General features: G+C 46.9%; 19 protein-coding genes. 4 read left to right on the top strand and 15 right to left on the bottom strand.

Features of this window, described 5'->3' with window-relative positions; genetic code table 11:
* Positions 1 to 217: 217 nt before the first annotated feature.
* The 6 genes from HPT30_RS16900 to HPT30_RS16875 all read right to left on the bottom strand — a co-directional run bounded on the left by HPT30_RS16900 (position 218) and on the right by HPT30_RS16875 (position 10,001).
* A complete protein-coding gene (locus HPT30_RS16900; protein WP_246317201.1) occupies positions 218 to 4,768 on the bottom strand; it encodes a discoidin domain-containing protein in 4,551 nt (1,516 codons plus the stop codon).
* 426 nt (positions 4,769 to 5,194) lie between these two features.
* A complete protein-coding gene (locus tag HPT30_RS16895; RefSeq protein WP_175372524.1) occupies positions 5,195 to 5,968 on the bottom strand; it encodes an SDR family NAD(P)-dependent oxidoreductase in 774 nt (257 codons plus the stop codon).
* A gap of 271 nt (positions 5,969 to 6,239) precedes the next feature.
* Entirely contained in the window at positions 6,240 to 6,776 is a 537-nt protein-coding gene (locus HPT30_RS16890) for a polymer-forming cytoskeletal protein (RefSeq protein ID WP_175372523.1), read from the bottom strand.
* Positions 6,777 to 7,481: 705 nt separating this feature from the next.
* The gene (locus HPT30_RS16885) at positions 7,482 to 8,057 is read right to left on the bottom strand and encodes a dihydrofolate reductase family protein (protein ID WP_175372522.1); all 576 of its coding nucleotides are present in this window, start codon (positions 8,055 to 8,057) and stop codon (positions 7,482 to 7,484) included.
* A 230-nt stretch (positions 8,058 to 8,287) separates the two neighbouring features.
* The gene (locus tag HPT30_RS16880; RefSeq protein ID WP_175372521.1) at positions 8,288 to 9,085 is read right to left on the bottom strand and encodes an ABC transporter permease; all 798 of its coding nucleotides are present in this window, start codon (positions 9,083 to 9,085) and stop codon (positions 8,288 to 8,290) included.
* Between the two features lie 4 nt (positions 9,086 to 9,089).
* Positions 9,090 to 10,001, bottom strand: a complete 912-nt coding sequence (locus HPT30_RS16875; protein WP_175372520.1) for an ABC transporter ATP-binding protein — start codon at positions 9,999 to 10,001, stop codon at positions 9,090 to 9,092.
* A 169-nt stretch (positions 10,002 to 10,170) separates the two neighbouring features.
* On the opposite strand from HPT30_RS16875, the gene HPT30_RS16870 reads away from it, so the two are divergent.
* The 3 genes from HPT30_RS16870 (at position 10,171) to HPT30_RS16860 (ending at position 12,819) form a co-directional block, all read left to right on the top strand.
* Complete coding sequence (locus HPT30_RS16870) at positions 10,171 to 10,908, top strand: LytR/AlgR family response regulator transcription factor (protein WP_175372519.1); 738 nt, start codon at positions 10,171 to 10,173, stop codon at positions 10,906 to 10,908.
* Positions 10,901 to 12,220 (top strand): sensor histidine kinase, encoded by a 1,320-nt coding sequence (locus HPT30_RS16865; protein ID WP_175372518.1) that lies wholly within the window; start codon positions 10,901 to 10,903, stop codon positions 12,218 to 12,220. Before HPT30_RS16870 ends, HPT30_RS16865 begins: the two co-directional genes overlap by 8 nt.
* A gap of 62 nt (positions 12,221 to 12,282) precedes the next feature.
* Positions 12,283 to 12,819 carry a CDP-alcohol phosphatidyltransferase family protein gene (locus HPT30_RS16860; RefSeq protein ID WP_175372517.1) on the top strand — a complete coding sequence of 179 codons (537 nt, stop codon included), beginning with the start codon at positions 12,283 to 12,285 and terminating at the stop codon, positions 12,817 to 12,819.
* Between the two features lie 82 nt (positions 12,820 to 12,901).
* Here HPT30_RS16860 and HPT30_RS16855 read toward each other — a convergent pair whose 3' ends face one another.
* The 5 genes from HPT30_RS16855 to HPT30_RS16835 form a co-directional block, all read right to left on the bottom strand.
* Positions 12,902 to 13,666, bottom strand: a complete 765-nt coding sequence (locus HPT30_RS16855) for an ABC transporter ATP-binding protein (RefSeq protein WP_175372516.1) — start codon at positions 13,664 to 13,666, stop codon at positions 12,902 to 12,904.
* 64 nt (positions 13,667 to 13,730) lie between these two features.
* Positions 13,731 to 16,070 carry an ABC transporter permease gene (locus HPT30_RS16850; RefSeq protein ID WP_175372515.1) on the bottom strand — a complete coding sequence of 780 codons (2,340 nt, stop codon included), beginning with the start codon at positions 16,068 to 16,070 and terminating at the stop codon, positions 13,731 to 13,733.
* Between the two features lie 36 nt (positions 16,071 to 16,106).
* Positions 16,107 to 17,390, bottom strand: coding sequence for an MFS transporter (locus HPT30_RS16845; protein ID WP_175372514.1), 1,284 nt, complete (start codon positions 17,388 to 17,390; stop codon positions 16,107 to 16,109).
* 14 nt (positions 17,391 to 17,404) lie between these two features.
* Positions 17,405 to 18,043: a TetR/AcrR family transcriptional regulator gene (locus HPT30_RS16840; RefSeq protein ID WP_175372513.1), complete on the bottom strand. Its 639-nt coding sequence runs from the start codon at positions 18,041 to 18,043 to the stop codon at positions 17,405 to 17,407.
* 199 nt (positions 18,044 to 18,242) lie between these two features.
* A complete protein-coding gene (locus HPT30_RS16835) occupies positions 18,243 to 18,638 on the bottom strand; it encodes a RidA family protein (RefSeq protein ID WP_175372512.1) in 396 nt (131 codons plus the stop codon).
* Positions 18,639 to 19,197: 559 nt separating this feature from the next.
* On the opposite strand from HPT30_RS16835, the gene HPT30_RS16830 reads away from it, so the two are divergent.
* A complete protein-coding gene (locus HPT30_RS16830; protein ID WP_175372511.1) occupies positions 19,198 to 20,466 on the top strand; it encodes an alkaline phosphatase in 1,269 nt (422 codons plus the stop codon).
* An 82-nt stretch (positions 20,467 to 20,548) separates the two neighbouring features.
* On the opposite strand, the gene HPT30_RS16825 is transcribed toward HPT30_RS16830, so the two are convergent.
* From HPT30_RS16825 to HPT30_RS16810, 4 genes are all read right to left on the bottom strand, one after another.
* Positions 20,549 to 20,971 carry an immunity 22 family protein gene (locus HPT30_RS16825; protein WP_175372510.1) on the bottom strand — a complete coding sequence of 141 codons (423 nt, stop codon included), beginning with the start codon at positions 20,969 to 20,971 and terminating at the stop codon, positions 20,549 to 20,551.
* Positions 20,972 to 21,158: 187 nt separating this feature from the next.
* The gene (locus tag HPT30_RS16820; RefSeq protein ID WP_175372509.1) at positions 21,159 to 22,073 is read right to left on the bottom strand and encodes a PfkB family carbohydrate kinase; all 915 of its coding nucleotides are present in this window, start codon (positions 22,071 to 22,073) and stop codon (positions 21,159 to 21,161) included.
* Positions 22,066 to 23,448: a purine-cytosine permease family protein gene (locus HPT30_RS16815; protein ID WP_175372508.1), complete on the bottom strand. Its 1,383-nt coding sequence runs from the start codon at positions 23,446 to 23,448 to the stop codon at positions 22,066 to 22,068. Before HPT30_RS16815 ends, HPT30_RS16820 begins: the two co-directional genes overlap by 8 nt.
* 33 nt (positions 23,449 to 23,481) lie before the next feature.
* Entirely contained in the window at positions 23,482 to 24,474 is a 993-nt protein-coding gene (locus HPT30_RS16810; protein ID WP_175372507.1) for an ADP-ribosylglycohydrolase family protein, read from the bottom strand.
* Positions 24,475 to 24,477 lie beyond the last annotated feature (3 nt).

Raw genomic sequence — 24,477 nt, 5'->3', positions numbered from 1 at the left:
CGAACGTAAGGCTCGGTCGTCACTACGGTGGAATGTTTGGACTTCCGGTCGCTGTTGTCCCCAGATTTCTTCGATTACACCGCTTATAGCGGTTGAAATTCTTCAATAATAAAAAAAGAAACCTTTCTTTTAGAAACTGGAAGCAAGAGCTAACCATTTCAAAAGAGAGGTTTCTTTTTTACTTTCAATACTTACTTGCCAATAGATTTAATCAGTCTTAATTATAAACATTCAGCTCAGAGATCGACCACCAGTAATTCGAAGGACCAGTGAGTTCGATTCTGAAATATCTAGCCTGCTGCTCCGGGAAGCTCAAGCGTTGAACAGCAGTGCTGCCTGTTCCGGAAGTGATTTCTGTCCACTCCTTCGCATCTTGAGAAGCATATACCCGATAAGCAGCAGCATAATCGTCTGGTCTGGAAGAAGAGTCCAGCTCAATTTGCTTGAAGCTTGTGCTGCTGCCCAGATCTACTTGGAGCCATTGGCCGTCTGCTTGCGGAGCACCAGTGGTCCAGCTAGTATGCTTATCCGCGTCAATAATATTCAGCAGGTCTGAATCTCCATAAGTAGAGCCTGTAACCGTCCAGTTCGCACGGTCCAGGACGATAGGCGCGTCATTCTCTGGAGCCTCTAGCGGCAGACCTTGTTGCTTGTCAATTCCATAATGATGAATTTCAAGTTCTGCGACAGACCACCAGTTGCTGGCTTGTCCAGTTTGAACGATCTTGATGTAACGTGCCTTTTGCTCTGGCAGTGTTATACGTTGATAAGCTTCGGTTCCTTTTCTGTTAGCTACAGGCTGGCCCCAATTAACACCATCGTTCGATACATAGATTTGATACCCTTCGGCGTAATCTGAGGTGGAATTGCCGGAATCCAGCAAGAGCGTATTAAAAGTCTGTGTCTGCCCCAGATCAACGCTCAACCACTGTCCATTGGTCTGCTTTTTTCCGGTGCTCCAGCGGGTAGCATTGCTACCGTCAACCAGATTAGCTGTCACATCTGCACCGTTGCTGGAAGAAGCCGTAATCTTCCATTGTGAACGATCTTCTAGAGGATTTGCTTTAGACAGCGGCAATTTTACCGGTCCTTTATTGAGTTGAGCAGCCGAAATTTCGGAAACGGACCACCAATTGCTGGAAGAGTCATTCAAGGCTACTTTAACATATCTTGCAGTCTGCAGTGGGAAAGACAAAGCCATACTTGGTGCTGTACCCACACCGCTGGCGATTGGCTCGCCCCAATCCTCTCCGTCCGCGGAGGCATAAACTACATAGCTGTTAGCATAATCGCCATAGTTAGTACCTGAGTTAACGAACAGAGTATCGAATTGTTCCGTTTGTCCCATATCGACTTGAATCCACATCTTGTCGCTTTGAGCGGTACCACTGGACCAACGGGTATCCAGCTTGCCATCCAGCATATTCTCAGGCCCTTCACCGCCTGCACTGTTGGATGCCTTAGCTGTCCAGGCTGAACGGTCGAGGTAACGAACACCAGCACCGGCTTCAGGACCAGTAAGCTTGGTTACTTTGGTTGGGTCTACAGATACGATGGCAGAAGGATACACGGTTGCCGTGCCCACTTTGCCAGTTGCATTATAGAAGTTGACTGTCTTGTCCACTCCAGATGGATTCCACACTTGCGCAGTATACTTTGTACCGTCGTAGTATACGGTTGCTGCCGGATCATCAGCCCAGATATCTGTGGAACGATTTCCAAGCGTTGCCATGCTATTAACGAACCAGTAGGTATTGAATACTTCATTCTTCTGCATATCTTTCGGATTCCATTTTGCCAGAACAGCTTGCGGCTCGCTCAGACTTTGGAATGGCCAAATGAGATGCTGCCAGACGTCCTCAGGTCCGTTGTTGTCAATCACCAGACCATCATATAGCGCTTTTGCTTTTTCTGGCTCGCGGCCATAATAAGTCATCCACTCTGCGGTCGGCAGCCAGTGAATACCGTAAATATGCTGCGGATTTCCAGAGAAGAAGGTTCCATACAAGTAGGAGCTGCCATAGACTTGCCCTACAATATGATGCGGATAATCCGGCAACCAAATGTCTTTATCATAGTTGAACCAGTACTGTTCTACTGCTTTCTCTTCAGTGGTAAAGCCCCAAATTCCCGCATTACGATAAGTATCGTTGCCGGTAACCTCGCCCCACATATATTCGCCAACCCAGCCGAACAGCGACTCTCCGCCGGCTTCGAGGTTGTTACCACTCTTGTTATCGGCATAGCCGCCTGCCCAGGAGTGACCTTCATACGGATCAAAGTTACGGAACCATGGGAAATCACTGTCTGTACGCGAAGGGTTCGCGTAGTCACGGATCAGTGTCTCTACCATCGGACCATAATCGCTTACGAATTCCTTATCAAATTGTCCCAAGACAGCAGATGCGAAGACGTAATATCCGTAAGTAAAGTGATGATCCGTTAAGCCTACATTCATTCCGAATCCGCTGTGGTAAGGCATGAGCGCGCCCCACTCTGGTGAATAGTGGAAGTAGTAGGAATGCTTCGGTTCATCCTCGGAGTACGTATACCAATCCGTCAGAATCGTTTTGATCCAGCCCAAATAACGATCTCTTCTCTCGGTATCGCCAATCTGGTCACTGATCAACGCTCCGACTGCCAGCGGGTGAAGCTTCTTGCCCTGCCAGTAAGGATCGAGCAGCATCAGGCCTCCGGCCATATCTGCATCCAGCATATCCAAATAAGCGATAAGCTCGGAACGGGAATAATTAGAATTATTTGGCTCCGCAAATTGCGGCACAATCCCGTTAAATCGATCTGTCGTTGTAAAGACATTGCCCTTATGCACCTTCAGTTCGCCTCGAATGGAAGGATAGGACAAGTCGGTAAGCTGCGAGTTCGTGATTTTCCATTGATGAGGCAGCAGCGCTTCAAGCGTTTCGTTAGAGAAACCAGGACGTTTCAACTCGGTCACCGCAGTGAAGCTGGTATTCACAAGCGCTTGATTTTGATCATAGTTATAGTCTACCTGTGTGTCGGTGACAAAAGCATAACCATGCTGATAGTACAAATTCAGGTCGCTTGCAGAAGGCAATGTAGCGAGAGACAAATAATCTCCTTCGCCAAGCTTGATTTTCAGCATGCTGCCGATTTTCGTAAATGTCGTACCCGGAGGAACGAAGACACCATAATTACGGACAAAAGTCTGCGGCTTAGGCGCCTTATCTTTGTTAGTCACTGTAATCCCGATATGATCAGCAGTCCAGCTCTCACCGTCTTCCACTTGTATCGGCTGACCCTGGTCATCGAACAGACCTGTAATTGCCGGTGACTGAAGAATAACGGCATCCGGGTTCTCGAAAGTGTTGTAAATATAAGGCGAACCTTTGACGAAGGTCGTTTTGATTTTGGCCGTTTCGTCATCACTCAGAATCACGCTCGCCGAATAATCACCGTAGCCGGAGATTTTGGTCTTCATATTCGCCGGGCTGATGGTATTGGTGCTGAGATAGAGATCCGGATCCCCGTCCGCATTCATCGAGCCGCCATCGCTAGAAGTAAATCCGGCACCAGGATTCAAAATCGCCAAGCCCTGCTTCGTGTAATTGTTCTTAAAAGGAAGCGTAATGAGGCTGTTGCCATCGCCCAGATTAGAGATCAGAATACTCTGCCACCAGTCGTTAGACGGGATTGGAGACTGGATATCCGCAGTGCGGTACTTCGGAGATCTTGGTGACAATTGTGTAATATCGTTAATCTCGTAGCTTCCCGCACCTACCTTGACGGCCGATGGAGCCAGAATCTCGGGAATCTCATGCACTGGCTTAGGGTCCCCTTCGCGGTATGCATGCACCTCGAATTCAAACAGAGAGTAGCCAAACTCTGTGGAGCGGGCATGCCCGAGCATTCTCACATAGCGTGCATCGGCATAGAGGTCAATCGTTTCCTTGCCGCCGAAACCATTCATCTGACGGTAGATGGTGGTCCAGTTCTCCGCATCATCGCTCACCTGAATGTCATATGCGCGTCCGGAAGCTCCTTCCCAATCCAGAACGACGCTGCCGATTTCACTTTTCTGACCCAGATCCACGTAGATCCATTCCGTGTCCGTATGCTTGGAAGACCAGCGTGTATCACGGCTCCCGTCGGTTGCATTATTCTTCAGGTAATCTTTCTCTGGCAAACCCTCCTTGCCCTTCTCAACATTCTCTTCCGAGGATACCGTTACCGGTTTGTTAAGAGCAATATTGGGTGCAGCAGGCTTGGGAGGTAAATTGACTCCACCCGTTCCGTATACCTGGAATTCGAAAATCGAAATACCATAGGCCGGTTGTGACCGCTCTGTGCTGAATAAGCGCACATAACGTCCCTTGGCAGAGAAGGACTCATCCGTCTTTGTACTCTGATTGTTCTTAGTGGAATAGACAGATGTCCAGGTCTTCTCATCATCAGATACCTGAATTTCAAATGCTTTGGAATAAGCGCCCTCCCAGTCGATGGTGACACGTGAGATCGAAGCGCTTGCCCCAAGGTCTATGTAGATCCACTGCGGGTCCACACCCCAGATACTTTCCCATCTGGAGTCCTTGTCGCCGTCAACAGCCAGATCAGGCGTGTGAGCACCTGATGATGAAGAGGCATATACAGGACGGTTTAATGACATGAGATAATCCGCCTGCTCTACTTGCTTATGTACTGCTTGTGCCTGCACTAGGTGTGGCTGAAGATCGAAGGAGCCTGTAACTGCGAGCACACTGATCAATCCTGCACAGACCGCCTTTTTCAAAGTGCTTTTCCTCTTCCTGTGGTACGAATACAACATAACTTCTCTCCTCTATCCTAGTAATATATCCCACCAAAAAAATTATTTGGCTATACTAATATCGGACTCAATTTTTATTTTTTAACCTGCTTTCCAGCGGCTTTTGCGATCTTTCTCCGCCGAAATTCCTGTGAAAAACCCAGGTAAATCAAGCATTGATAACGCTATCAATAGTAGAAAGACACCTCGGGAAAATCCAACATCAGAACTACAAAAACATGCCAAAAGGCCTCAGCCTCCCGACAGGTCAATCACGAGAGTTTTCCCCCTAAATTACAGATGCTACTTTCGCCCTCATTTCGCTTATCTCAGCATCTAAAGCAAAAAGGCTGCTTCCCTGTAAACAAGGAAACAGCCTTAGTCCAGTTGTAAGTTTAGATGAAGCAGTCCTTACTTTTTCAGATAGATTGGAGCGCCGAACGGTGAACCAGCCGCACCGCCATCTACGCTGATTTCTGTACCCTGGATGAAAGAGGAGTCGTCAGAAGCAAGGAACAAAGCAACGTTGGCAATTTCCTGTGGCTCACCCAGGCGGTTCAGCGGGATTGTACGGGAAAGTACGGATTCCAGTTGTGCCATACCCTCTGCAGTAGATTGTCCCCAGATTGGTGTACGTGTTGCGCCAGGAGAAATGGTGTTCACACGAATTCCGCGTGGTGACAATTCGGAAGCCAATACTCTTGCCAAGCTGCTTACCGCCCCTTTGCTGGCTGCGTATGCGGCATATCCAGGACTTCCGGCTGTAGCAAGCACGGAACTGTTCAAGATGATGGAAGACCCATCTTTTAGGTGAGGTACAGCCGCTTGAACGGTAAAAAAGACCCCCGTAACGTTAACCTTTAGTACCTCTTCAAAGACGGAGAGTTCAGTCCCACCTGTTGGGGTTTGTGCGGAAATACCGGCATTGGCGAATACAATATCCAATTGACCAAATTTCTTCACTGCTGCAGCTACTGATTGCTCGCCACTTATTGGATCTGCTGCATCCGCTTGAACAGCTAGACTATTCTCACCCAGCTCTGCTGCTGCCGCGTCCAATGTTGCCTGATTGCGCCCGGTGATTACAACCTTGGCTCCTTCTGCGATGAACAGTTTTGCCGTAGCCAATCCAATACCGCTATTTCCACCTGTAATCAATGCTACTTTTCCATCCAGTTTACCCATTATTATTCTCTCCTTTGTGTATGTGTAGTTTTATTATGAATACCAGTTTAATTGAGAATGTTCATTCTCATATAGAGTAAAATTTTTTTATATTTTCTTTAGTTATCTCTAGCTTGCCTCCTCTCAAAAATGATATTAACATATCGGGAACGATCGGTAAATAATTATTTTTACTGCTCGTTCTCAAATAAAAAAGCCTGTAAAGTAAGGCCGCAATGGGCTTTAGTCTACAGGCTCACCAGAGATAATGCTATTGTTGCAATTACGGAATTTATTTAACTTCGGTAGCTCCAGTCACTTTACCGTCAATAGCAGCCGATGCTTTCACATCTTCGCTGGCAAAGTACAGATTGCCATCAATGGTTGCCGATTCATGCAGGTTAAAGCCTTTAGCTTCTACATATACATCGCCTTTGATTGTACCGCCTTGCACTCTCAAATTCTCACTTTGTACAGTCAGCTTAGGTACTGTAAGTGTGTAGTTGTCTGTAATATTATGATCTGCATCTTGTGCATACAGAGCGATCTTGCGGTAGATTTTGCCATCAGCGGCACCTTTATCACGGAATTCACCAGCTACAACCACATCCTGATCAATAGCTACATCTTTTAAAATAGCAATAATCCAATTGCCGTCCTTGCTCACAGCCTTCGTGAATGCTGCACCTTCATCAACGATCGAAGCGGTAGTTACTGCATCGGTTTGTTCAGCAGCCGGTTTATTGACCGCCGTCTCTTCTTTCGCTCCACAACCCGCCAACAATACAGCCGCTACCCCTGCTACCAACACGCTTTTTAAAAGTTTCATTTCAATTCCCCCTTATTTCTTTTTATGAATTAATTATATATTAAAAATTAATCATAACTACGTGATAAATTTCACAAATGTGTGAATACAAAAATTAAATTATTCTACTATAAAATAGAATTGTAGATCACTTGCTCGAACAGAGGATAGCAAACCATTCGTCTGCTGGCCTTCTCCAGACTGATATGATAAAGCTGCTGCACTTCCTGTCATAAGCTGGATACCATTCCCTTCTTCCCAGAGCGGATTAATATCATGTTTAAGGCGCAGTATTCCAGAGCGTTATTATCACTATTTGCAGCATGGATCAAACATGAAAAGCTATTGATATCCCATTAATCACAAGGTAAATCGTATGGATTCTCAATATTACCCTGGAAGTCCTCTCGTCTTTTCTAAAGATAAACCGACCAAGCGCTCCAACTCCAATGAAGACATTCATGAGGATCCCAACGATATTCATCCTACTTCAATGCCAACAAACATCACGCAGCAAATATTTGGTGAAAATAAAGTATTAGACTGGAGTCGTTGATTTAACGCGGTTTTTGAATTGAAAATTGTCAGCTTTTGAAAAATAAGTTTTAGACTGATCCATTAAAAGAAGCAGCGGCGGACCAAGACTTGATAAATAAAGTCTTAGACTGCCGCTGTTGTCGTTTCCACTAACCTTCCCCGTTAGCGTAATCCTCTTAAGTAACAAGGTCATCTTACCGTCTGGTAAACGAGACCTATGGCTCCAGAATCAAAGGTCTTGTTTTCGATTAGTTTAAGATTGATCTTCTCCTTGAGACCTTGGAATAACGGCAATCCCTCACCGATCAGGACAGGAGAAACCGTAATTTTATACTCATCAATTAAATCAAGCTGCATAAGGTGGTGTGCGAACCTAGGACTGCCAAGGATGACCATATCCTTGCCTGGCTGCTGTTTGAGGGTATTGATCTCTTCCTCGACATCTTCTTTCACGAGTCTGGAATTATTCCATTCGACTTTCTCCAGCGTCGTGGAAAAAACGATTTTGGCTGTCTTTTCGATCCACTCAGCATGATTCCGTTCATGCTGCGAAGCTGATGGGTTTGAAGGTACAGATGGCCAGTAACTGTGCATCATCTGATAAGTCCCACGTCCCCAAATGACAGTGTCGGCAGAACTCAGAATTTCTTTCGCATGTTTCTCCAAATCAGCATCGTAGGAAACCCAGCCAATGTCCATTTCACCATTCGGCCCTTCTACAAAACCGTCAAGCGATGCGTGAAGAAATAGAACGAGTTTTCTCATTTTCAGTTCTCCTTTGTTCATGAGGGATATCTACATTATACATTAACTACATTTTAGCAGAATTCAACTTGGGTTGTTTCTTATGGGTTGCTAATCCCAAAACCTACCCGTTAGCTTAATGAAGCATCGTCATTCTAATACATTATTTTCTCAGTCTAGAACTTTATTATCTTTAGACAGCCAACTATTACAACGACCAACGCCCCGCCATAATGAGCCTCTTGTTTGATTTACGCATGAATATCTCTTCTCCCAAACGAAAAATAGGTAATAGACATGCAGATGACGATGATCACCAATGGAATAACAAGCACTTCAACAACACTCTTCATCCCTGACAGGACAACTTGCTGTGAATTGACAACATAGACACCCGAGAATTTCATAATTTGGGTCGTCAGCGTATATCCCGATAACTCACGCAGCAGTAAAGAGGAAGCCTCTCGGCAGTATCCGGAGAAAATAAAGTCACCGAAGATGACGAGTAAAGTAGCAACTACAGCCGAGGCTGTTCTTCTAATAAATATCCCAACCATGAGGATCAGCACCGCATAAGCGGACAAGTATAGCACATTCAGCCCCAGTACACGGATAATCTGAAGCATGTCCGTCTTCAGCCCGTCATTGCCGATGGCACTTCCAGTGAACAAGGCTGCCGCCATATAACACACATAATAGACACCGAAAAACTGAATTAACCACACAAAAATGAAGTTTAGGACAGAAATATATTTTCCCGTAATATAAGCAAATCTGCTCTGACCTGAAGCAAGGACAAGCTTGATGGAGCCATATTCATATCCTTCGGTCGCAAAGAAGCAGACATACGTAGGTATGACAAAGTAAAGAAAGAGCGATAATTGCGTTAACAGGATCAATGGCTGTGCGGGGTTGATGACCTCGAAGTTATTTTTGCCGCCCACCCAGAACGCCAGCACAGCGCTTGCCACTAAGAACATTAGAGAAATTCCGCGGAACATTGTATCCTTTTTTATAAAATAAGCTTGCGCCTTCAGAAAATTCCGCATCGTCTTATCCTCCAATCAGATCCATGTAATAATGCTCAAGACTCGCTGCAGACAAGTGGATTCCCTCAATGGGCATCCCTTGCTCTATGAATACCGTCATGAGCTGCTCCAGATCCGCCGCAGACTTGGGAACCCGGATTTCGTTAGCACCCGACCGTATGAATGAATGGATATTCAGCACATTTTCCAGCACATGTATTGCAGCGCGAGTCTCCGGCGTCTGAATACAAATCTCTGTCTTCGCCGATTGCAACAGCTCTTCAGCCAAGACCTCCTTAATTAGCCTGCCTTTATGTATAAACCCGAATTTGGTAGCGATCAGCTGCAGTTCGCTCAGAATATGACTGGAGATCAGGATCGTTACGCCTTGCTCCTTAACTAGTCTCGTTAATACGTGTCTCATCTCAACGATTCCGCCAGGATCAAGCCCATTCATAGGCTCGTCCAGCACCAGAAATTTCGGTGAATGGAGCAACGCGACAGCCAGCCCCAGCCGCTGCTTCATTCCCAGTGAGTAATCCGAGGTTTTCTTCTTACGAGTGTCAGTCAATCCGACCAGACTCAACACCTCTTCAATTCTATGAGCATCCGATAATCCATGAATCCTGCTATAGAAGCTCAAATTCTCTTCACCATTCATATGTGGATAAAGAGCCGGGTGCTCAATCAGAACTCCTATTTGTTTTCGGGCCTGTGCCAGCTCCCTCCCTTTGCTTCGCCCCATCAGCGTAATAGACCCCTGAGTCGGATGGATTAATCCGCTGATCACTTTCATCAAAGTCGTTTTGCCTGATCCATTCTCACCAACAAATCCGTAGATGTCACCTTCTGTAATCGCCATGTTGATTTTCTCAAGTGCAGCTACATTCCCATAATGCTTACTAATTCCTTCAGCTTGAAAGATGGTTGTATTCATACCTCGCTCCTTTGTAGCTTTGTTGGTTATACTTGGATATCAATCTAGCATATAAACGAGGCTGTCCCCTGTCAGATGTAACAAACAGGACAGTTATTGTAACTTCTGCCGTTGCCCGACCTCCTAAATAATGTATGATTAACGTATACAGCCAAAGGGGAAGAATCGCATGATACATATCGCCATCTGTGATGATGACAAACCAACAACGGAACAGCTGGAGGACATGATCCTTAATAATCCCATATATCGAACCGAAAAGCTCGATGTCTCCATCTTCTATTCAGGTGAAAGCTTCACGAGAGCGATTCAACACAGCTGTCACTTTGATCTTGTATTTATGGATATCGAAATGGAAGGGATTAGCGGAGTTACTGCGGGGCATATTTTGCGGGCAGATTGTGATAACGACAGGGTGCAGCTTGTTTATGTCTCTAGCCACGAAGAGTACCATGTGCAGCTGTTTGATGTACGGCCCTCGGGCTTTCTCAAGAAACCCTTACACCGGGCTTCCTTCGAACAGAAGCTGATCTCCCTTATTCAGAACATCAAGCGCAAACGCCAGCGAAGTAAGCCAAGATTGCTGCCTGTTAACCAAAAAGGGAGTGAAACGCTCGTTCCGATCCGTAATATTATGTATCTGGCCAGCGATCGCCGCAAAGTCATTCTGCGAACCACCGACGAGCAATTGGAATACTACAGTACATTATCCATAGAAGAAAGCAAGCTTCCCTCCGAACAGTTCGTTCGCATACACCAGTCGTATCTTGTGAATTTCTTTTATGTAAAGCAAATCTTAGCCAGAAGAATGATCTTAACCAGCGGTGAAGAATTACCCATTAGCGAAAAACAAGCTGCCGCAGTGAAAATGAACTATTTGAAGTTCAGGGGGAGTCTGATTGAATAGTATCATTCTGGATGAATTGTTTTATCAAATTACGCTGATCGCACTCCCGTTTATTATTCATTATTTTTACAGCCACTACTTTACCTGCCGCGTGGAATCCAAGCTGTATCTCGCTGCGATTTACACAATCTATTATATTTTCGTAACTCTGCTGCACTTCAGTTCATTACCCGGCATCTGGATGCTTGCACTCAATGCAGGCTCTATTATACTTCTGTCCTTTCTCTACCATGGTCAGGCAAAATGGCGCATCGGCGCCGGTTTATTCATCGTCTCCCTCATTCTACTTACGGATGTTGCCATAGGTGTCATTCAGAATTCGGGTGGTTATATCCTCTCGCTGTTTCTGTCGAAACTGATGATGTTTTTATTGGTCCGGATGACGCTTCACTTTACTGGAGCTTTTGGCAAGGGCGATCTAAGTCCCTGGTATTGGGGCGGACTATTCTGCTTCCCATTCATTGGCATCCTCGGAATTGCGGGATTGACGAGCAACCTGACCTACCATGGCTCCCCTGTCTTGTACTCGATTTTTTCCAGTGGCATGCTGGCCATTCAGTTCTTGATGATTCTTTTATGCGATCGGGTGCTTACCATTCAATCGGCGCAACACAAAAACTCGCTACTGGAACAACAAAATATCTATTATATCAATCAGTATCTGCTGACCAAAGAACGACAAGAAGAAGTCTTCGCGTTTCAACATGACTTCAAAAATATTTTACTGGGCCTACGGGCGCAGCTACAATCCGGGGAGAAAAAAGCAGGACTACGCGAGGTAGAAAAGCTTCTGGAGCGCATAGAAGATACACCCGGATGCTGCAACACCGGGACCATCCTGATCGACTCCATTGTCAATTACAAACAGCAAGTAGCCGAGAAGCTGGGCATTGCTTTTGAATCCGACATCCGCATTCCGCCCCATCTGGACTTGGAGGCCGGCACGCTCAGCATTATTTTGGGGAATACGCTCGACAATGCCATTGAGGCCACCAAGCAGCAAGGTGTGACGAAGCCCTATATCAAATTCCAGCTGCACTATTTGAATGAGACATTGTTCATTAGAATTCAAAATCCATATCAACATCAAATACGCCAAAATCAATTCGGAGAACTGACAACCACTAAAAAGGATAAGCAACTCCATGGGCTGGGCTTGAAAAGTGTTAAAAAGATGGTGGATGAAAGCGGCGGGATATGGAATATCTCCTATGAGAATGAGATTTTCCAGGTGGAAATTTGTCTGTTTAACGTTGGAATTTCATCTGCTTCACAGGATCATTACGAAGACAACCGCGTGACCAGCAAATAGAATAATCCGAACGGTCCCGGTTAGTTACTTAACAACATTCTCCAAAAAGGAGGTTTAGCGGCATGAAGTATACTGCTAATCTCATCTCATTAAGCCGGGTATTGCTTACGTTATGCATGCTGTTCTCCTTCAGCCACGTATGGCTCTTCACATTGTTGTATCTGCTCAGCGGGCTGAGTGATGTGCTTGATGGATATATCGCGCGCCAAACAGGCACCCAAAGTGAATTTGGAGCCCGTTTGGATACAGCAGCGGATTTGTTGTTTTACATACTGATCATCGTATTTACCGCAATCTGGCTCGGCCCTGACACGCTGATCTTTTTGCCATGGATTATTATCATCGCCCTGATTCGTATAGCAAACGCCGTCATCGCAGCTTACAAATATCATTCATGGGTTATGTTGCATACGTGGGGAAACAAGCTGACTGGGGGGCTTCTTTTTCTAGCACCGCCACTCTACCTCATCCTGCAGAATCCAATGGTATTCTGGCCGGTATGTATTGCCGGGGTTCTATCATCTGTGGAGGAAGGCGCGATTCACCTCACCTCTGCACAGCTCAACATTGATAGGCAGAGTATTTTCAAAGCTGAATAAAACCCGGTCGCTACAGTTCCAAAGTTCCCCTTCATCCACCGGCCTTATCGCCCCTCCACGGTCTTCTGCAATAATCCACTGTTCAAAAGCCCATGTTCATTAGCCAAGCAGTCAGCTTCTCTTCCCGCGCCTTAAGGTCATTGTTCCTTTTCTCGTACCTGCCGAGCCGGTGTTCTGCGGCTATGCTGCCATCGAGCATATACAGCACTCGTTCTGCCTGGGCAGCAACCTTGGTATCATGCGTGACCAGCAGAATCGTTGTTCCTGTCTGGTGGATCTCGGCAATAATCTCCATAATCTCACCAGCTGCCTTAGAGTTGAGCGCACCTGTGGGCTCATCGCCAAAGAGGATATCCGGCTCATTGATCAGGGCCCGGCAGATGGCTGCCCGCTGCATTTGGCCTCCGGACACTTGCGTGATATCACGTTCTGCCAGTGCCGCAATGCCAGTTCTTTTCATTAACTCAGCGGCTTTTTTATTGATACTTCCACGTCTGTTCTTGTTCGCCCGGTAAGCAGGCAGGATGATGTTATCACGGATATTCAGGTTTTTTAACAGATGCATTTGCTGAAAAATAAAACCCATCCCGTGCAATCGGAGTTTCGCCAACTCCTCCTCCGCAAGGCTGCTGATCTCTCGCCCCTTAAAAACCACCCGTCCCGCACTAATTCCATCCATACCGCTGATCGTATACAGTAACGTGGATTTGCCTGACCCGGAAGGCCCCATAACCGCCACGAATTCTCCCTGCGCTATCTGAAGCTGGATCTCTCGCAACACCAATTGCTTGGCACCTTGTCCTGAGGAATACGCTTTAGATAATCCGCTGGCTTCTAATATGTACATCTCGCCATCCCCTTTCATTCTGTAAGCCCGCTATCCTCTGATCCTGTACATCCCGCTATTCCTCTCATTCACTCATCTGTACCGCAATACCGGATTTTTTGATGGACATTGTGCTCACGAATGTTGTCACTCCGACAACCAGAACAAAGACTAGCGGAAGCCACCCATACACTGTCATCGGTTGGATCACAAACTGAATCTTTGAAGCCCCCATCATCGATCCAATCACCCGAACCACACCTTGACCAAGGGTCCCTGCCGCAATAGTTCCTAGAGTAATACCCAGCCCTGCTATCAGCAGCATGCGCACCATATACTGACGACGAATATCCCCGAGCGAGAACCCAATACTACGCAGAATGGATATTTGCGAGGCATCTTTTGCCAACAGCATTTTCAGAAACAGTGAAGTAATAAGCACGGATATAGCTAGAGAAATTGCAATAATCAAGAGAGTTGCGAGCCGAAGTTGTGCAATCATACTCCCTAGGGTCTGGGATAGATAGCTGTCCAGATGTGTGATTTTAGCAGGGTAAAAGAGTTTGGCATATTGATCCACCTTCGCGCTTACCTCAACATCCGGCTTGACATCTATAGCCACTACATACCACATAGCAGTCTTAGGATCGTAGGGCAGTCGCGCTTTAGCCGTTCGGCCACCGTTCGTGATATCCTGATAGATTCCGCTGACGGTCATTTTTAGCTGGGTTCCGCCCGCGGCCAATAGCAGCTCTTCCCCTAATCCTTTGTCCAGGTCTCTGGCATTCAGATCCGAAAGTGCAATTTCATTACTCTTTTCGGGAGCCGTACCTTCAATGTATGACAACGGGAAAATAGAGAAATCCCCACTCTCAACATTTAAGCTCTCCCATACTCCATCACTACCCAGCACCTTAAAACGTGAGGTCACCAGTGGCGAGAACTTCGCAATGTCTTGATCCTTTTCAAGCGTTCTTAGCATAGATTCAAACTTGCGCTCTGTAGATCCCGATTGCTGCAGGTCGATCCGAATATGGCTCTGCCCTATACCCATATAGGTAATGAACTTCGGAGACTGAAGTGTATGTAGCAGATTCACTGGTACAATGATGATGAACGTGCAGATCATAAGAATAAAGAGCAATAATCCGTACATTTTGAAGCGTCCCACCACATCCTTAATCCCGAGAAAAATATTCACGTTCATCCATTTGCGCCGACTTAGCGGAATCATAGCAGTGTTAAGCTTGGCCGCCCCGGCAGTGCCGGACCGTAATGCCTCGACCGCCGTGATACCGTTCAGTCTTCTCAGCATCAGCTTGCAGAAGAGTACAACTGCGCCAAATACAATAGCCACTGCCAGAACAGGAACCAGATACTGCAGCAAGCTTGGTGAAGCTGTTCCCAGATACAGGCTGATGTTGGCCGTAAAAATCCGTATCACAGCTAAAGAGGCCAAATATCCCAGCAGCGAAGACGATGCTGCCATGACGATGTATTTTGCCATATAGATAGCTCTGATCTCAGACTGTGGAATCCCGATGGCTTTCATGACCCCAAGCTCCCTGTAATCCTCCTCTAACGCGGCAATCATCGTGAACCTAAGGCATAACAGGGCAATAATCATTAGCAGAATACTGGCTAGAATAATAACAAGTGCGATGACACCATCGGTCAAGGCATTTAAAGTTTTAAATAATGCATAGTCGACCGTCGGACCTTTAGCGGGTAACGCTGAAGCCTCATAAGCACTCCGAAATTCACTGAGTTTGCTCCGGTCGGTGAGTTGGAACTCGATCAAATACTCAGAATCCTTGAAGAATCTCTTAAGAACTGTATAGTCTCTGTCGCTCACCACAAAACGCTTGGAGCTAACAAGGGCCGGATTCATTTGCACATCCCGGACGAAATCAACGATGGTGAACGTAGACTGCCTGGTCCCAGCAGTTATGGTGACGGGATCTCCAATGCTCAAATGGTTCTGCTGTCTGTAGTAGATGGGAACAGCGATTTCGCCCTCTGATAGCTGAATCACCTCATTCTCCAAATTGAGCAAGAAATCAAACGATGGATTCTGTCTCACAAAGCCAATATCCATCACACTATTGAGTTCTGTCTTGGATTGATTGCCTAGCGTGATATTCGAGCCGTCTATACGCAGCATCTCTACCGTCTGCTGTTTCTTCACTATGGGATTGGCCGATACGAATCTTTGGATCACTGTGTGATTGATTGGACCTTGGTGCATCTGAACAAAGTGGGGAGCGTTCGATTTAAGCAGCAAATGGTTCAAAGACCCCGATAACTCCATGATGATATGGGACGCACTGGCCACAAGTAAGGCCGATAGCATAATAAACAGGAAGAGTCCGATCGTCACAATTTTATTACGCTGAAAATCTTTTATCGCAATCTTCAACAGCATGTCTCCATATCCCCTCCTCTCTTTGAATAAAATCAGCTATGGCTTCTCCAGTGAAGTGATAGATTTAATACTGGGAATCAAGAAGGCAAGGACGACAATCAGCAAGCCGCACACGATAAATAACAGACCGATCCCCCGTCCTTCCCCAATACCTATCAATCTCCCGACCGTAGTAACCAGGAATCCCCCTTCCCGTAACATCGGGTTGAAGATACGATCCGCAAGCACCCCGGCCAGTGTGTAAGCTGCCACATAACCTAGCTGGGACAAGATGCCAATAATCCCCCAGGCCCGGCCCTGAGCTTCATTCGGAATATTCGAGCGGATCATTACATCAGCACTTGTATTAATGAAGGGAATCGCTGCGAAGAAGAGAAAGGCCGCTCCAGCGATAAAATAAATGTTCGTCGTCAAACCCACCGCAGCGTAGAACCACCCGGCTACCCCCAGCCCGATCCCCAGCAGTTGGATATAGTTGCTCTTCATACTGAAGATCCCGATGATCAGACTTCCAACCAGCATTCCGATGGCACTTACAGACATTACCGTGCCAAGTGTTCCTGAATCTGTGAGAGGTAAAAGCATGGGAGTAAATAAAGTCTGGAGAAAACCAATGTAGAAGGTTACCATCGTCAGAATAAAGGTCAGAGAGAGCACGCCCTTGGTGGAAGTCAAGACACTCCATCCCTCCTTCAATTCCTTGACAAAAGACGATGGTTCCTTGACCTGAAGGGTTGACCCGAGGGTTCTTTTCACAGCCAGTATCGTCAGAAACGTCACTAGAAACGTGAAGATGTCGATCAACAGCACGACCTTGATGTCAAACAGAGACAGTAGAATTCCGGCGATCACCGGGGAAAGAAGATACTTGGAGGATGCCGCAAGCTGGACCAGACCACTGGCCTTGGCAAATTGCTCTTCGGTCAAAAGGTCCGTGATGGTTGCTTTGTAGGCGGGATCGAGCAGAGACACAAAGATTGAACTAAAGGCTACACCCACACAGATCTGCCATAGCGGCGGATCACCCAGCAGCATTGCCACCAGAATAAAGACAAGGCCAACAGCAGAGAACAGATCACCCGCCATCATCAGCAGTCTGCGGTCAAATCGGTCTGCGAGCACCCCGCCGATCGGTCCAAGCAAGATAGACGGGAGAAAAGCACAAAGCGTCACCAACGCTACACTGGTGGCTGTACCAGTCATTTGATAGACATAAACACTGAGTGCAAAGGCAGTCAGACCGCTGCCAATACTGGAAATCCACTCCCCCGTCCACAGGATCAGAAAGGGTCTAAACGACTTATGGCTTGCTCTCTCCATACGTTCTCATCTCCTCATCCTTTGGGCCGTTGTGCAAACATCTGCGCTACATAAGAGAAGCTGCCTTTATCCGCCCCCAGCATCGTCTCCATGATATAGATGAACGCCCCAATCTTCTGCGTGATCTCCTCCGGCTGCCAGTGGAAGATCCCTTCATCGAACAGAAACTCCGAGGTGGTCAATAGGAACTCTACCGATTCCTTGGGATACGGTGTATGGAACAGCTTCTCCCGTATTCCTTGCTCTATGACCTCTGTTAACACAGGTGTCAGGTGAAGAATGGTCTGGGCCAGGCTTTTCTGGTGAATCTGGGCATTGTCCGGCTGGTGGAACTGCTCAATCATATGTTCCTTTAGGGTCTCATCTGGCTTCTGGGCCATAATAATGGACAATAGCTTCTCATGGACAGTCAGATCGGGATTGCCTGCAATCTGCTTCGCTGATGTCACCCCTGCCTCGATGAAACGCATAACCACCGCATCCATAACCTCTTCCTTGGATTTAAAATAATAATAAAAGGTGCCTTTGGCGATCCCGATTTCCTGCAATATATCGTTCACTGTCGTTCCGGCGTATCCTTTGGTATAAAAAAGCTTCTCCGCCGTATCCAGAATTTCATTTCTACGTTCTTCAGGTTCTTTCGTAATTCTCATTGGATGATACCTCCATTCACTTTATTGACCGACCGTCGGTCTATAATAGACTACACCTTGATCCAAATAATGTCAACCGTTAGCAAAGAGGGACTACTATCATACTATTTAAAAAAACAGGGGCTTATCCCTCCGTAGAAAAATCTACTTCTGAGATAAGCCCCTTTGTTTAATTTCATCAAGATGTTGTCCCAACCTCTTAGCCTTGTTCTGTATCAATGATAGCTTCTGCTTCTATTTCGATCAGGAGACGCGGGTCTATTAACGCCTTTACCTCCAGCATGCTTGCTACCGGCTGAATCTCTTTAAAGAATTCACCGTGCGCTTTCCCGATTTCTTCCCATCTAGAGATGTCTGTAACAAACATCCGGGTTCGTACTACATGCGTTAGGTCAGCCCCCAACTCGTTCAGAGCCTTTTCAATGGTTTCCAAAATAAACTTCGTTTGTGCATAAGGATCTCCTAAGCCGATAACTTCTCCATCTTGCATCGCTGTTGTGCCTGCGACCTCAATCACGTTGCCCACACGAATGGCGCGGCAATATCCTACGACCGGTTCCCAAGGGGAACCTGTAAACACCTGTTGTCTGCTCACGTTGTTCTTCCCTTCCTGCAAAAAAAGATAATAGTTTCTTTTATTATACTGAACGTACACTTGTAGTTGAAGAATTTTTCACATCATTCGATTTCTGAACATGTTCCTATATAAAACGCATTAAAAAGCAAATCTAACAAAAGAGAGATTATATCAGTAGCATCGAAGCCTAATTAACGGCATTTTTGTATCTTAAATCTTTTGCAACTGAGGGTTAGTGGAGATTAAGTGCAATATTGTACCTTAAATCTTCCAAAATACCCCACTAAGTGTGCTTTTTCGAATAATAAGATACAATAATGTCCTTATTTACCTAATTTTCTTATTTTCAAGAAAAATAAGGCACAAAAATGCTGTTAGTTGAGGAGGATCCCCTTCTTCTTTCACTATTAAGTCGACTGGTGAAGAAATATACCGCTATTGTTGAAATCTATCAACAGTCGATGTTCCGGTGCTAGCTTTCCTATGGAAGTTAATACTTTTTGTATATTCCGAAAACACTCCCATAATCAAAGTTCTATATGATTTGTTTGGTAGTACAAACATTAGGAGGGAACATATGAAATCACCGAAAAAGTATGGAATCAAGACTGCCGTTGTAGCCACCGCGGCAACTGCCCTGTTCGCTTCAAGCGTAATAACTGCACAAGTCACCAATCGTGCGGACGCCGCTCCTTCCAAGACTAAGAATGTTATTCTGTTTGTCGGTGACGGAATGGGGACAGCACAACGAAATGCCATCCGGTTAGCCACTGTTGGTGAAAAAGGCAACCTTGCTATGGATTCCATGCCCTACGCGGGTCTGATCCATACAAGCTCCACCGTTCCGGTTACGGATTCGGCGGCGTCTGCCACAGCTTATGCCAGTGGTGTGAAGACTTACAACGGTGCCATCGGCATGGATGCCAACAAGAAATCGGTACCTACTATTATGGAATATGCCAAAGAAGCTGGTAAATCCACTGGCGTGGTTACGACCAGTCAGATTACGGATGCCACCGGTGCCGCTTTTGGCGCGCACGTGGAGGATCGTTCGAAGCAAAGCGACATCGCACTGCAACTACTGACGAAGAGTAAAGTCGATGTACTGCTTGGTGGAGGCGAGGATTTCTGGTACCCGGCAGGCAACCCAGGTAAATTCCAGGATGAGCCTGCAGAAGACCCTTCCGAGAAGAGCAAAGGAACTCAAGGTAATCTTGTAGAAAAAGCTAAGCAATTGGGCTATACCCATGTCTCTTCCAAAACAGAACTGCAACAAGCAAAGGGTGGCAAGCTGCTTGGACTGTTCGCTAATGAGGAAATGTTCCAGCAAAAGCCTGAAGGTGAAGGCGATATCTATAACCCTGTAGTCTCCCTTAAAGAAATGACTACGAAAGCCATCGACACCCTTTCTAAGAATAAAAATGGCTTCTTCCTGATGGTCGAGGAAGAAGGTACGGATGAATTTGCACACCAAAACAATGCGAAAATGACGATTAAATCCGGTCAAGAGCTGGATAAAGCGGTTCAAGTCGCCAAGGATTTTGCCAAGAAGAACCCGGATACGCTGGTTCTCGTACTAGCTGACCATGAAACCGGCGGTTTCTCGATTGAAGAAGTGAATGATAGCGACGAGTCCGGCGATGGCATCTCCAAGGAAGACGGTCCATTCGCTATTGCCAATTCCAAAGCAAACTTTGTGGTAGACTGGACAACCTCTGGACACACAGCGGTAGATATTCCGATTACAGCTATGGGCAGAAATGCGAATCTCTTCACAGGCATCTACGAGAATACTGAAGTATTCCACAAGCTGATGGATTCCATGGGCCTTAAAGCAAAGAAATAATCATCTAAATGATTGTTCACAGGAATAACGTAACAGGCTTCCCGTCGGGTAACGAGACCCGCGGCAAGCCTGTTTTTCATTGCTACCTCCCAAGTGACTCATACTCCACACGGGCTATGAGTATCATCGGAAACGATGCCGCAATATTATTCGATACAACGTTGTCCAGCAGCATCTCATTCACTGGACCATAGGGAGAATCATTACCGTAAACCAGCACCACCGAATTGTAAGGGGCGAGGCGAGCTTCCAAGTCAGCAGGTAATTGTTCCGCAAACGCACTATCCTCTATGTACTCATGCCGCAAGTAGGTAACCAAACTCCGCCGCTCTTCCCCACTTCCCGCAAAATGCCGTTCCATAAAATCCTGGTCCAGTCCCTCTATTCCTGCTTCGTCTATAAAATTACCCCCGGTCACCCCATCACCAGAGGAACCCTCCGTATAGCTCATAAGCTCTTCTTCAGTGTTGAAATTCCCCGCCCAGATCGCTACTGCATTTCTCATCTTCGCTCTCCTTTGCCCAGTTATATGAGAATGACAATCCTTGTACTTAAAGTTTACCCAATTGTACACGGAAAAGTAACGCTATATACGTAAAAATCCGGCTGGATCAGGGCGATAGGCTCCAGCCGGATTTTTCAAAGATGTTTTTCCGCACCGCGTGCGGCTCCCGGCGCGCGGTGTTCGGCCTTTACAATTGCAGCCGCCCGCCCTGCTGCTGGACTACTTTACCGGCTATGACATTCCCCAGCTCACAGGCCTGCTGTAGAGAATAGCCTCTGGCAAGTCCCGCGATAAAAGCGCCGGTATGCGAATCGCCTGCACCGATCGTATCCACAACCTTCACCGGCTCCGTCTCGGCGATCCCCTCTTCATCACGTGAACAGTACAGGGTGCCTTCTCCACCCAAGGTGACGACAACCGCTTCGCCAGTCCGCTGGGTCAGCTTGGCTGCCGCTTCCTTAACATCATTCTCCTGCATGATGGCCTGGATCTCGTTCTTATTGGCATGCACAATCGTACCCATGCTGAAGATTCTTTCCAGAATCGATGGCTCCAGGAATTCACCGCGCGGACCTGGATCGAAGACAATCTTCCCGGTTGACTTGCGCTGGCTCAGAGCGTCCAAAATAATAGGGCCTGATGGTCCTTCCAATTCGTAACCGCTAACGTAGATATAGTCATAGCTAGCGAGATCAATTGTCTCGAACCAGTGGGCAGCCCATCGTGTTTCGATTCCAGGAATAGTGATGAAGGTGCGCTCACCATCATGTTCTACGATGGAAAGGTTCCAACCGTTATCTCCGGACAAGTCCTCCAGGAGCACGGGTACGCCGTCCTTTTGCAGCTGGGCCTTGACGATATCGCCATAGCTTCCTTGTCCCACCGGGGCGAACAGACTGTAATTCACATGTAGCTGGTTCAGGATATTGGACACATTGTAGGCGCAGCCACCCACAATGGTTTCTTTATGCTCGGCCATGACATCCTCAGCCGTTCTTGGCAGTCTGTCAAGCTGGATGATCACATCCACTACAGCTGCACCGATCACGAGGATTCTGCGGCTTTTATCGGATTTTACACGATCCAGAATATTTTCACTCATGGGATACTCCTCCTTGCATGGACTTTCTATTCACCTGACTCAAGATGATGGTTGTCACAGCACTTGCCGCAAAGGCCAGCAGCACACCTAGGCTGCTATCCTTAAAAATTCCTGTGGCAAACGGGCCGCTAAAGAACGGAGAGTTAGTGAACAGAAAACCTGTAACTACACCGATAATCCAGCTGATTACGCCATTATAATTAAATGCCCTGCCTGTAGCATTGTCCAGCAATCCTGCATCATAGCCAGTCTTGCTTCTCAGAAGCACATAGTCGAACATAAATGTCGCCGCCCAGGCTGCCAGGCCAATGCCGAGAATACCGAGGAACAGCTGGAAGTTCATCAGGAAATCCTCTGAAATAAACAGGACGTAGACCGGAATAAGGATCATAATTAGCGCGTGAATCGCGATAGCGGTTTTATCGCTAACCTTGATGTTCAGCGTCTCCATGTTGACACGAGCCGATTTCAAGCTGATGATACATTGCGGAATCAGGCCGCCAAGCGCTGTAATGAAGTAGACGACTGTCATCCATTTCGGAAGCGCATTTCCAATGGCCTGGATTGGGTTGGAAGCGGATACCAGATCCGGCACAGAAGTACTGAGCAGAATCCCCACGCCCATGATGAAGAACAGTGGTATAAAGGCGCCGATAGTCACACCTGCGAATACCTTTTTGCCGGAATTGGCCGGGTTCTGATAAGCGCTGTAGTCAGCGGAAGCAATGGACCAACTGATTCCCGTTCCTGCAATGATGATGGAGAGCGCCGGCAGAAAGCCATTCAGCCAGTTACCGTTGCTCATCTTGAACAACGCTGTCCAGTCTGTCTGGGGAATGAGAATAACCAGGATCAGGAAGGTTAATGCCCCGAACACATAGGTGAAGAAGGTCTGTACTTTGACCAGGACATTTTGCCCAAAGAGATTCGATGTTAGAATCAGTACCACAAACAACGCCAGACTTATCACTGTCAATACTGCTGATTGACCGATACCAAACAGCCCGAACAGTGACATTAGGGTAAGCGTTCCCGTAATCACGTTCACTGCTAACCAGCCTATTAGACTAAGCCAACCGAGCAGATTCGGAATATAGTTTCCCTTGACGCCAAAGACTGCTCTAGACAGCACGAAGGTGGTTCCGCCTGACTTGAGACCTGACAGACTTAGATAACCCACAAGTGCAAACGACAATGCACCTGCGGCTGCCGCCAGTACGGACTGGATAAAGCTCAGATGATAACTCACAATAAGTGCGCCATAAACTACACCCAGAATTCCAATATTGCCAGCAAACCAGATGAAAAAAAGTTCCTTGGGACTTCCGGTTCTTTCATCAGACGGGATAAACAGTTCAGACTTCGAATTGGACATGTTCTTCTTCCCCCTATAATGAATCAGAATGAATTAATGCTGTGTTCTGAACGCAAGAATATGATCGGCATACTGACTGAGATTCACACCATTGGCCTCGTCGATCAATGCTCTCCATGAGGGATCAATGGCATCTGCTCCCGATTTGGCACCACAGATGGCAGTTGCCATCGTACCGATGGTATCTGTATCACCACCCAAATTTGCACACAATAGGCTGCATCGTTGCGGTTCCTTGGCGTAATACGCAATAGCTAGCGCTGCTGGAACAGATTCGCTGGTGATTACGCCGCTGCCGATGACATCGTAAATGACCTGCAGGAATCTTTCGTCCTGACCTTCGTACTTCTCCGCGTATTCCAGTGCGAGCTTCAGCCGCGCAGGGAGCGATGCGCTGTACGTCTCTGCACCATAATCCTTCGTTTCCAGGTAGGCCAATACCGCATGGGCCATAATATCCTCCCAGGACTTGTCGACTATGGCGGCTCCTACTGCTGCGGCAACCATTGCCGCTCCACCTACAGCTACATCCGTAGAATGCGTCACCTTGCTGATGTCGTACACGAATTTGGATAACTTCTGAACCTCTGCCGGCAAGAATAGTCCTCCGACAGGAGCAATCCGCATCGCGGCCCCATTCGTTTCGGCTTTGGAAGTGAACTCCGTCGCATCCTTACCTGCCTTTAGGGCGAGCAGCGCAGCCTTGGAGCTTGGCCCTAGAATGTTGTTCTCAAAAGCATTCAGCCTATCAGCCCATTCCAGCAAGTGCCGGCCAATCACAGCCGTCTCCGGGACGAAATCGCTTTCAATAAGAGCATCCAGGATTAGCAAAGCCTGTGAGGTGTCATCCGTAAATTGACCACGGGTAAAGTTGCATGCCACATCATTTTCCTTAGGGCCATCCAGAAAATCGGTTATGGTTCCAAAATACGCCTTCACCTTGTTTCTGCCCCACAGCTCCGACGGCATCCCCATCGCATCACCAATAGCCATTCCGTATAATGCACCTAGAATTTTGTTTTTCATAAA

This window comes from Paenibacillus agri (genome assembly GCF_013359945.1).
Classification (GTDB): domain Bacteria; phylum Bacillota; class Bacilli; order Paenibacillales; family Paenibacillaceae; genus Paenibacillus_AQ; species Paenibacillus_AQ agri.
Note: the sequence above shows the minus strand (reverse complement) of the source record. Positions and strands in the feature narration are given on the sequence as shown.